Genomic DNA, 9,820 nt, shown 5'->3' with positions numbered 1-9,820 from the left:
TCCCGCTCTTCCTTGGCAGCGGCGAGCTCGTATCCAAGGCCCGCCAGCACCTGCCGGGTCTCCTCCAGACCGGCGGCGCATTCCCGCTCGCTGTCCGTATAAGAGAGCTTGGCTATGACGGCCTGCTGCGCTTTGGCTTCATCGCCAAGCTCCAGCGCCTTCAGCGCATCGCCCTCGCTAACCTCCGCCAGCATGCGGTACTCCTTCAACCGCCGCTCCAGAAGTCTGGCGGCCGCCTCCAGATCATGTCTGCGCTGCTCCGCTTCGGCAATCTTGTCATCCAGGTCGCGCAAATATTGTCCGGTCATCATGACCGGGTCCTCCAGCCGGTTGAGGCCCTCGTGCACGGCCGCTTTCGTTAATGCAGCAATTCGCTGTAACAGGCTCATTGGTATCTCTCCCTTTTCTTGATTTAGTAATAATGATGTCCGTCCATGAAGCCGCCGGTCGAGTCGCTTGGAACAATGAAGCTGGCGATCAGATAGAAAATAATAAACGAGCCGACGCTGCACAATGCGATGATTACGGCGACCAGCCGGACAAGGGTGGAATCAATGCCCAGCCACTCGGCCAACCCTCCGCACAGGCCGCTGATCTTCTTGTCTCGCTCGGAACGGTACAGTTTTTTCATATGTCATTTCTCCCTTTCGTCATATCCGTTATCTATGGCTTTATTCTAGTATTTTCGGGTGCGCCGCAAAACGGGCTGGGGACGGTTTTGCAATCTCGACCTGAGACGGGGGGAGCTTCGGCAATTGGACGGGGGAAGGGAGAGGAGGAAGGAATCCGCTCAATTCAGTATATTTATTTGGCTATAAGTAATTGGTATTTTAAAAGTGATGCATATTGCTGTATAGTATAGAATCACAATATGATATTCATCATAGGATATGCAGATTCGGGAGGAGCTTATGATCAATGACCTGCTTCAACGTCCGCTCAAAGATTTGAGAATTTCCGTCACGGATCGTTGCAATTTTCGCTGCGTATATTGTATGCCAAAGGAAATTTTCGGCCCGGATTATCCTTTTCTTCCCAAACAGGAATTGCTCAATTTTCAGGAAATAGCGAGGCTTGCGCAAATATTTGCGGCTCTCGGCGTGACCAAGATACGTCTCACCGGAGGCGAACCGCTGCTGCGAACCGATCTTCCGCTGCTATTGGACAAGCTTGCATCTATCCAGGGGATTCAGGACGTTGCGCTGACAACAAACGGGGTGCTGCTGCCTAAATATGCGGCTGACCTGAAGGCTGCGGGACTGAAGCGCGTGTCGGTAAGCCTTGACTCGTTATCGGACGAGCGGTTCGGCTATATAAACGGCAGAGGAATCGGAGTCGAACCGGTGCTTCAAGGGATTGAAGCGGCCGCAAGAGCCGGGTTGAAGGTGAAGATCAATATGGTTGTTCAAAAAGGTGTCAACGACCAGGATATCGTGCCGATGGCGAAATATTTCAAGGACGCCGGACATACCATTCGCTTCATTGAATATATGGACGTAGGGAACAGCAACGGCTGGAATCTTGACAAGGTCGTAACCAAGCAGGAGATTATTGACAGGATTGACCGGCATGTGATGCCCCTTGAGGCGGTTCCCGTACAATACTTCGGGGAGGTTGCTTCCCGTTACCGCTATAAAGGAACCGGGCAGGAGATCGGCATTATTTCTGCCGTTTCGGACGCCTTCTGCGGAACATGCACAAGAGCGAGAATTTCAGCGAACGGCTCCCTGTATACATGTCTCTTCGCCACGGAGGGAACCGATCTTCGGGGGCTTTTGCGGTCAGGAGTAACGGATGAAGTGCTTGCGGGCAGAATCACATCGATCTGGAATAACAGGGACAATCAGTACAGCGCCAAGCGGGGGCGGGATACGAATGAAGCGGGCGGCAAACAGAAGATTGAAATGTTCTATATCGGAGGTTAGACCTGGATGAAGAATCCCCGGCTTTTACGAAAAAACCATAATCTGCTATGATAGAGGTAATATTCGCGCAGAAGTCGATCCCGCTCTTATGAATAAGGGCGGGTAAAGCTGTTCTTATCGCCTGGAGGGAAGACTCTATGGACTTGGCTAACAAGCTTGTTAAAGAAACGACAACTATGGCTGTATACAGACGGTTATATGATCTGGTGCTGAGCGGGAGATTTCAGCCGGGTGAATGGATCAGGGAACGCGAGCTGAAGGAGATGCTGGGTGTAAGCAGCACGCCGATTCGCGAAGCGATGCGCATGCTGGTGCAGGAACGCATTCTCGAATCGGTTCCCCATCACGGCGTTCGGGTCAAGGAACTGTCAATGAAAGAGCTGAAGGATTTATATGAGCTTCGCGCCGAACTTGAGGGAATGGCGGCCCGGCTTGCCGCCGAGCGGGGGAGCAGCACGCATTTCAAGCAGATGGAGAATCTCCTGAACCTTGAGCAGCAGGCTCATAGCGGGAATACCGGCCACGCCACGGATGCGATTGAATTAAATAACCGGTTTCACGATCTGGTTGTGGAGGCTGGCGGGAATCTCGCGCTAAAGAGCACCCTGCATCATTTACGTGCAGGAATTAGCTGGATACAGGTGATGGCATGGAACCGGAACAAAGAACGCCATGCGCTTACGGACGACCAGCATCGCGGAATTTGGGAGGCGCTTGCGAACAGGGACCCTCGGCTTGCCCAGGCCAGAATGCACGAGCATATATGGGATACGATCAGCCTAATGCTAAAATCGCGGCAAGAAGACGTAAATGAGCAAGCGGGAGAATCGTAATCAGCAGATTGAACAAAATTAGACATGTACCAAGACCAGGAGTTTCAGCTTATGGTCCTTGTGTACATGTTTTTTTGTTGTTGACATTCAAATTCTTTATCTGTAGATACGTAATTGATATTTAACATTATATATAATCTATTTTAAAGTTTAAGTAAGCATACTTGGGAATGCTCCCTAACCAACGAGGAGGAATGACATGGGAACAACTATAATCAAACCGATGGCTAAAAAGAAACTGTTATTCGTTGCAGGACTTGGCTGGCTCTTTGATGCGATGGATGTGGGCATTATCGCATTCATTGGTGCGGCTTTAATGAAAGATTGGAATTTGCTGCCGCAGCAGGTAGGATGGATCGGGAGCGTCAATTCTCTGGGAATGATGGTCGGCGCTCTGTTAGCAGGAATATTGGCCGATCGTGTTGGGCGTAAGCCGATATTATTGGCTACTGTGTTATTGTTTTCTCTTGCCAGTGGCCTCTCCGCGTTAGCAACAACCTTTACTGCATTTCTTATTCTCCGTTTTTTAATCGGTTTAGGACTAGGCGGAGAGCTTCCCGTATCAAGCACGTTAGTATCCGAAAGCATTCCTGAGAAGCATTCTGGCCGAACCATCGTTTTGTTGGATACCTTTTGGGTTGCCGGCTGGATTCTGGCGGCGGTTATATCCTATTTTATAATACCTAAATTCGGGTGGCAGTCAGCTTTGCTGATTTGCGCGCTGCCAGCCCTTTATACTGTATATTTAAGGCGGGAAATTCCGGATTCGCCAGCGTTTCGACAACCAAGGAAGAAGAAGCCTTCCATTAAAGAAAATATGAAAGCCATCTGGTCGGGTAAATATGCCAAATCCACGGTCATGCTTTGGCTCTTATGGTTCTGTGTCTTCTTCGCCTACTATGGCATGTTTCTCTGGCTGCCGTCAGTGATGGTTCTGAAAGGCTTTGCTCTGGTCAAAAGCTTCGGATACGTTCTTGTGATGACACTGGCTCAATTACCCGGCTTGCTAAGCGCTGCCTGGTTGATTGATAAGGTGGGACGCAAGTTCGTTATTATCACCTATTTAATCATGGCAGCCATTTGCGGCTATTTCTTCGGCACTGCGGATTCGTTGTCTATGCTTATGATATGCGGCATTCTCCTTTCCTTCTTCAATGTAGGAGCAATAGGCACCATTTGGGCCTATACCCCGGAGCAATATGAGTCCAACATTCGCTCAACCGGTACTGGAATTGCTTCGGCTATTGGACGTATAGGAGGGATTTTAGGGCCGTTGCTGCTTGGGTATCTTATAGCGGCAAAGGTTACTTTCGGCATAATCTTTGCTATATTTTGCGTCATTATTGTCATCGGTGCTCTTAGTGTACTTCTTCTGGGTAAAGAGACTCGTCCTGCACTAAACATGGACGAAGGAGAGACATCTCTGGATCATGCGTTGTAAGCTTCAATACAAAAGGCCATGCTTCTACGTTTGTAGAGGTCATGGCCTTTTATATTGAAGCTCGTTACATATATCTTGACAGCTAGACAACCTCTTCGAAGGTCCAGTTGTCCTGATTTAAACGAATCCCCTTTTTCGATAAATTCTCTTTATTGCAGGTTAGATAGTAGTTGATTTTATTCAGTTGAATATTCTCCGATAACGGAATGCTGACCATTTCGTTATTTTTAATTTCCTTCTCAAGAATCATAGGGGGAAGAAAGCAGATTCCGTGCTGTTCATGGATCAGGCTTTTGATCACTTCGACCTGGTTCGCGTAAAGCTTCTTTTTAAAATTCAGGTCCGACAAATCCGCGATGCTGTTCTTGTAGGGTTCATAGAATATGATATTCTCTTGTTCCATGCATGCGAAGTTCTCCAGCAAGGGCTGACTCGACAGCGGGTGCTCGGCCGGGAGAATCAGGTTGAACTCCTCGGAGCCAAGCGGATAGGTCTGATAGCAGGTGCTCATCATTAAATCGGTTGTAAAGGCAATGTCTACTACATTATCAACCAATGCCTTCAAAATGTTGGAAGACTCCAGGAAGATCAAATGGATATTCAAATGCTCGTTCAGATTGGAAAGATCCTGAATGACATTATAGATGAAAGGGTGGCTGAGGGGAACCGAGCTTCCGATCGACAACGAGGTGGTATGAGTAATTTCCTGCTTGGCCATCTTGAGCGTATCAATAACGGATTGGGCATGAGGGAGGAACCTTTCTCCCGCACGCGTAAGCTGAACATTTCGTTTTCCTGACTTTCCTCTGGCAAAAAGCTCTTGACCGAGCTCATCCTCCAACTGATTGATACGGTTGGTTACAGTCGGTTGAGGAACGTAAAGATGCCTGGCCGCCTCTGTAAAATTACCGTATTTACATACGATGATGAAAGTCTCAAGATGCACGATGTTCATGGTCAAGAATTCCCCCCTGGTAATACAATATGGAAATATTATTCATACGGGTTACAATCTACAAATCCTTCACGACTGCCTCGAAACACTCTTCTATGTAACAATATATATCATATATAATATTTAGTCCACGATTTATTCATATTTTTGTCGGATAAAATGCTTATTGCGTCATAATAAGTGACATTAATCATAGCTTTTTGTCAGAAAACATTACCTAACATGCTTATTATTTATTTGGAAATAAGGGATTCATATTTAACATTATATATAATGCATTTTATAATCCCCTTAACAGAGATAATAAAATTTAAATCTATTTTACACAGACAGGAGAAGATTGAACATGGGAAATAATCGGGCTTCAATAAATATGCATCCTGTTCTCGAAAGATCTTCCAAGCTGGAAAGGGGATCAAGCGTGAAGAGATGGATAACCTCGCAATGGATGCAGCAAGCCTTTTTTGTCGGTCCGGCAATATTATTCTACTCCATCGTCATTGCAATCCCGTTCTTTTTCGGCATTTATTACTCGATGACAAGCTGGGATGGTGTATCCGGCAATGCGGTTTGGGTCGGATTAAACAATTTTTCAACGATTTTTTTAAAGGACCCGGAATTTGGCCAGTCATTTTGGTTCACGACCCGGTTTACCTTAACCGCAGTAATTCTGAACAATGTAATTGGATTTGCTCTGGCTTATCTGCTGTCGTTGCCGTTGAAAAGCCGGAGTGCGATCCGAACGATTTTTTTTCTGCCAAATGTGCTGGGTGGACTTGTTCTTGGATTTATCTGGCAATTTATTCTGGTACAAGGCTTTCCCGGCATTGGAAAACTCACGCACTTGTCTTTCTTCACTCTCCCCTGGCTGGGAACCGAAGCTACGGCGTACTGGGCCCTTATCATCGTCAGCGTATGGCAGGGAGCGGGTTACCTGATGGTTATCTATATTGCGGGCCTGGCGAATGTGCCAAAGGATCTGATTGAAGCGTCTGTAATTGACGGGGCGGGCAAGTGGCAAATTCTGAAGAATATTATCATTCCGCTGATTATGCCGACTGTGACGGTATGTTTGTTTATCTCCATTTCGTGGACATTCAAAATGTTTGACTTGAACTACTCTCTGACCAGCGGGGGGCCTTACGGTTCCACCGAATCCGTCGCAATGAACATTTATAATGAAGCATTCGGGAATAACCGTTATGGCTTAGGTACGGCAAAGGCGCTGATCTTCTTCGTGGCAGTCACCTTTATCACTTTGATTCAGGTCAAGCTTACGAAAAGCCGGGAGGTGGAAATGTAATGTTCGGAAGATCGTATCCATTCAAATGGTTTGGCATCGAGCTGCTGGCGTTCCTGCTGGCGCTGGTGTTTCTCTCTCCGTTCTATTTTGTCATCGTTAACTCGTTTAAAAGCTTCGCGGAGCTGCTCACGGACACTTCGGGTCTTCCGGGGGTCCTGCATGTTGAAAACTATGTGAATGCCTGGAAAGCGTTGAACTACCCGGTGGCTTTTAAAAATACGCTGATTATTACCATTTTCAGTAATTTGGGCTTGATTATTATTTCTTCTATGGCTGCGTACCGCCTGGTCCGCAATAAGACCCGGATGAATCGCTTCTTGTTCTCCATGTTCATGCTGGCGATGGTTATTCCGTTTCAATCGATTATGATTCCGATGGTAAAGATGTTTGGCTGGGTTAACCTGATGAACACTTTTACCGGAGTTGTGATTGCTTACATGGGGATGGGGGTTTCCTTTACGCTATTTCTGTACAGCAGCTTTATCCTGGCGATACCCAAAGAAATCGAAGAATCGGCTGTTGTTGACGGCTGCACGCCTTACGGCACCTTCTTTCGAATTATCGTTCCACTGCTAAAACCAATGACCGTTACCGTTCTCGTGCTGAACAGCTTGTGGATTTGGAATGATTTCCTGCTGCCGATGCTTGTTTTGCAAAAACCCGGTCTTCAAACGATACAGACAGCGACCAGTTCGTTGTTCGGGCAATACATGACCCAGTGGGATTTGGCGCTTGCGGTGCTCGTTATGGGGATGGTCCCCGTCATGCTCTTATTCTTTATGGCGCAGCGCCATGTCATCCAGGGCATTGCCGACGGAGCGGTGAAAGGATAACCGGTTTTAAAATGTGAGTGTCATCCGACACCTTCATATATGCATTGTAACGAGAAAAACAATTACAGGAGGGTTTAATAGATAATGAAGCGTTCGTTCATCATTTCATGCGTCCTAGTGTTGATGTGTTGCCTGTTGGCTGCTTGCGGGGCCAATTCAAACAGCGGGGCCAATACCGGCAACGATGCTGCCGGAACCGGAGGATCGAACGCCCAGAAAGAAGTTACGATAAAGCTGTACCAGCAGAAGGTGGAAATAGCCGAACAGCTTAAAGTATTGAAGGCCGAGTATGAGAAGACCCATCCGGGTGTCAAGATTGAAATTGAGTCGGTTCTGTCCAGCCAATATGGCACAAAGCTGAAGGCGAAGCTGGCGGCGAATGAAATGCCGGATATTTTCAATAACGGCGGATACAGCGATATGGATGTGTGGGCCGATCATCTCGAGGATCTGACGGATCAGCCTTGGGTGAGCGATGCTGTAGATTCCGCCAAGGCGCCGATGATGAAAGACGGCAAGCTGTATGGCTTCCCGTTGTCGCTGGAAGGATCAGGGCTTGTCTACAATAAAGATATGTTTGCCAAAGCCGGAATTACCGAGCTGCCGAAGACACTGTCCGAACTGGAAGAAGCAAGCAAAAAACTCAAAGCGCAAGGCTATACGCCGTTTGTAAATGACTACGCCAGCGTATGGGATCTCGGGATTACGATATTTGATTCCTTTATGGCGAAGGTGCCGGATACGGATAAATTTATCGCGGACCTGAACAGTGGGGCAGCAACGTTTGCAGGCAACGATGTGTTCAAGGGGCTGCCGAAATATCTCGATATTGCTATGAAGAACGGCAATCCTAATCCGTTGACCACGGACTACAACACGTCGATGACCATGTTCGCCACCGGCCAGGGAGCCATGATCCCGGCGGGCAACTGGATTCAGCCGCTTGTTGATAAAATCAATCCGAATATCCAGGCCGGACTGATGCCGATGCCGGTCAGCGATGATGCGGATTTTAACAAAAATGCGGTATTTACTTCGCCTACCGTTTGGGTAGTGAATAAAAATTCACCGGTTAAGGAGCAGGCGAAGGAATTTTTGAACTGGCTCGTTACGTCCGATATTGGAAAACAATATGTAGCCAAGGAATTCAAGCTGGTTCCCGCTTTCAAGAGTATTAAGGCCGACCCGGCTGATGTAGGAAGCATTGGCGCTGATCTGACGAAGTTTTCGGAGGAAGGAAATTCACTTCCGATGCAAGCGTCGAAAATGCCGGAAGGTCTATATACGGAAATTGCGCAGTCGATGCAGAAGTACGTGGCTGGAAAGTCAACTCCCGATCAAATGCTGGCCGAATTCCAGGCCTCCTGGAACAAGCTGAAAAAGTAGAGAAAGGGAGTGAGAAGCTTTGAATCAACCCGGCGAATATACAGAATTGCTCGCTCTTCTTCGTGCTAAAGCGGTTGTTCAGGTTAAAGACGGATACGATTTTATTGTTAAAAAAATTCCGGATTCGGATAACGAAGGCGAACTTGATCCGAGAGTGTTAAGTGTACAACAGCAGCGACAGAGCAAAAATTCGGCCGATGAGCGTCAACCGGAGCCTGCGGATCTTACGGCATTTGAAAAGATTGCCCTCAAGATGAGATCCGGCATGCTGGGCTCGGGCAGCAAGGATATTACTCGGACGGATATCGTGCAGTCGAACCTTTCCATTAACGGAACGAACGGCAGCACCCCCATCCGTATATACAGGCCCGGGAACAGGCGGGAATTGCCGGCCATCGTGTTTTTTCATGGAGGGGCATTTGTCGGAGGCACAGTGGACGGTATGGAAAATGCATGTAAAGCTCTATCGGAGAAAGCCGGGGCCGTTGTCGTCTCCGTGGATTACAGGCTTGCTCCCGAGCATCCGTTCCCGGCCGGATTCGTCGATTGTCTCGATGCGGTGAATTGGACCTGGCGCAATGCGGAACAGTTGGGCGTAAACGCCGATCAAATTGCGGTAGCCGGCGACAGCGCCGGAGCAAACTTCGCAGCCGCTTGCGCGTTAAAGGACAAGGAGTCAGGGACAGGAGTGGTCAAGTACCAGGCGCTGATTTATCCCGTTGTCAATAATGCTGAAGCCATTACCGACGATTTCAGCTGGAGCATTGAGGAGTATGTCATTAACAGGCATCACGAGTATATCATGCCGGGTATTCAGGAGATCAAGGACAACCTTGAAGTCATCCGGCAGGTATACGCGAGGAATTTAGACGCATCTATCCCCTATATCTCTCCATTATTAGCTGAACAGCTCGAAGGTCTGCCGGAAACTCTGATCCTGACAGCCGAATACGATTATTTGAGACCGGAAGCTGAAGCCTATGCAAGAAAGCTGTCAAGATGCGGGGTCAAGACCAGACTGATCCAATATAACGGAACCAATCACGGTTTCCTGGACAAGCTCGGACTGTACCCGCAAGCGGAAGATTGTCTCGATGAAATTGCCGAAGGAATCAGAAAATGCTTCGAACTATATTGAACCATA

The 9,820-nt window shown here is 47.9% G+C and carries 10 protein-coding genes; 7 read left to right on the top strand and 3 right to left on the bottom strand.

The window, feature by feature from the left end; translation table 11 throughout:
- Both L692_RS27400 and L692_RS0100340 read right to left on the bottom strand, forming a co-directional pair.
- On the bottom strand, positions 1-389 hold a 389-nt coding region (locus L692_RS27400), incomplete at its 3' end, for a PspA/IM30 family protein (protein ID WP_025696147.1).
- 23 nt (positions 390-412) lie between these two features.
- Entirely contained in the window at positions 413-631 is a 219-nt protein-coding gene (locus tag L692_RS0100340) for a PspC domain-containing protein (protein WP_025696146.1), read from the bottom strand.
- 280 nt (positions 632-911) lie between these two features.
- Here L692_RS0100340 and moaA point away from each other — a divergent pair, with 280 nt between their 5' ends.
- From moaA to L692_RS0100325, 3 genes are all read left to right on the top strand, one after another.
- Entirely contained in the window at positions 912-1,925 is a 1,014-nt protein-coding gene (gene moaA, locus L692_RS0100335) for a GTP 3',8-cyclase MoaA (RefSeq protein WP_156940263.1), read from the top strand.
- A gap of 137 nt (positions 1,926-2,062) precedes the next feature.
- The gene (locus L692_RS0100330; RefSeq protein ID WP_025696142.1) at positions 2,063-2,758 is read left to right on the top strand and encodes a GntR family transcriptional regulator; all 696 of its coding nucleotides are present in this window, start codon (positions 2,063-2,065) and stop codon (positions 2,756-2,758) included.
- Between the two features lie 199 nt (positions 2,759-2,957).
- Positions 2,958-4,199, top strand: a complete 1,242-nt coding sequence (locus L692_RS0100325) for an MFS transporter (RefSeq protein WP_025696140.1) — start codon at positions 2,958-2,960, stop codon at positions 4,197-4,199.
- 82 nt (positions 4,200-4,281) lie between these two features.
- Here the strand turns inward: L692_RS0100325 and L692_RS30435 are convergent, their stop codons facing one another.
- Positions 4,282-5,154 (bottom strand): LysR family transcriptional regulator, encoded by an 873-nt coding sequence (locus tag L692_RS30435; RefSeq protein ID WP_025696138.1) that lies wholly within the window; start codon positions 5,152-5,154, stop codon positions 4,282-4,284.
- A gap of 448 nt (positions 5,155-5,602) precedes the next feature.
- On the opposite strand from L692_RS30435, the gene L692_RS0100315 reads away from it, so the two are divergent.
- From L692_RS0100315 to L692_RS0100300, 4 genes are all read left to right on the top strand, one after another.
- Complete coding sequence (locus tag L692_RS0100315; protein ID WP_036721105.1) at positions 5,603-6,457, top strand: carbohydrate ABC transporter permease; 855 nt, start codon at positions 5,603-5,605, stop codon at positions 6,455-6,457.
- On the top strand, positions 6,457-7,290 hold the full coding sequence (locus tag L692_RS0100310; protein ID WP_025696136.1) for a carbohydrate ABC transporter permease: 834 nt from the start codon (positions 6,457-6,459) through the stop codon (positions 7,288-7,290). Before L692_RS0100315 ends, L692_RS0100310 begins: the two co-directional genes overlap by 1 nt.
- Before the next feature lie 84 nt (positions 7,291-7,374).
- On the top strand, positions 7,375-8,676 hold the full coding sequence (locus tag L692_RS0100305) for an ABC transporter substrate-binding protein (protein ID WP_025696134.1): 1,302 nt from the start codon (positions 7,375-7,377) through the stop codon (positions 8,674-8,676).
- Positions 8,677-8,695: 19 nt separating this feature from the next.
- Positions 8,696-9,814 carry an alpha/beta hydrolase gene (locus L692_RS0100300; RefSeq protein ID WP_025696132.1) on the top strand — a complete coding sequence of 373 codons (1,119 nt, stop codon included), beginning with the start codon at positions 8,696-8,698 and terminating at the stop codon, positions 9,812-9,814.
- Positions 9,815-9,820 lie beyond the last annotated feature (6 nt).

It is taken from the genome of Paenibacillus forsythiae T98 (genome assembly GCF_000520735.1).
Taxonomy (GTDB): domain Bacteria; phylum Bacillota; class Bacilli; order Paenibacillales; family Paenibacillaceae; genus Paenibacillus_AQ; species Paenibacillus_AQ forsythiae.
The sequence above is the reverse complement of the archived record's forward strand: the minus strand, read 5'-3'. Positions and strand labels throughout refer to the sequence as shown.

What these genes read in the sequence shown, in the direction of transcription:
- L692_RS0100310 (WP_025696136.1), top strand. Translation starts at nt 6,457, where the DNA reads ATGTTCGGAAGATCGTATCCATTCAAATGGTTTGGCATCGAGCTGCTG.
- L692_RS0100340 (WP_025696146.1), bottom strand. Translation starts at nt 631, where the DNA reads ATGAAAAAACTGTACCGTTCCGAGCGAGACAAGAAGATCAGCGGCCTG.
- L692_RS30435 (WP_025696138.1), bottom strand. Translation starts at nt 5,154, where the DNA reads ATGAACATCGTGCATCTTGAGACTTTCATCATCGTATGTAAATACGGT.
- L692_RS0100305 (WP_025696134.1), top strand. Translation starts at nt 7,375, where the DNA reads ATGAAGCGTTCGTTCATCATTTCATGCGTCCTAGTGTTGATGTGTTGC.
- L692_RS0100330 (WP_025696142.1), top strand. Translation starts at nt 2,063, where the DNA reads ATGGACTTGGCTAACAAGCTTGTTAAAGAAACGACAACTATGGCTGTA.
- moaA (WP_156940263.1), top strand. Translation starts at nt 912, where the DNA reads ATGATCAATGACCTGCTTCAACGTCCGCTCAAAGATTTGAGAATTTCC.
- L692_RS0100325 (WP_025696140.1), top strand. Translation starts at nt 2,958, where the DNA reads ATGGGAACAACTATAATCAAACCGATGGCTAAAAAGAAACTGTTATTC.
- L692_RS0100315 (WP_036721105.1), top strand. Translation starts at nt 5,603, where the DNA reads ATGCAGCAAGCCTTTTTTGTCGGTCCGGCAATATTATTCTACTCCATC.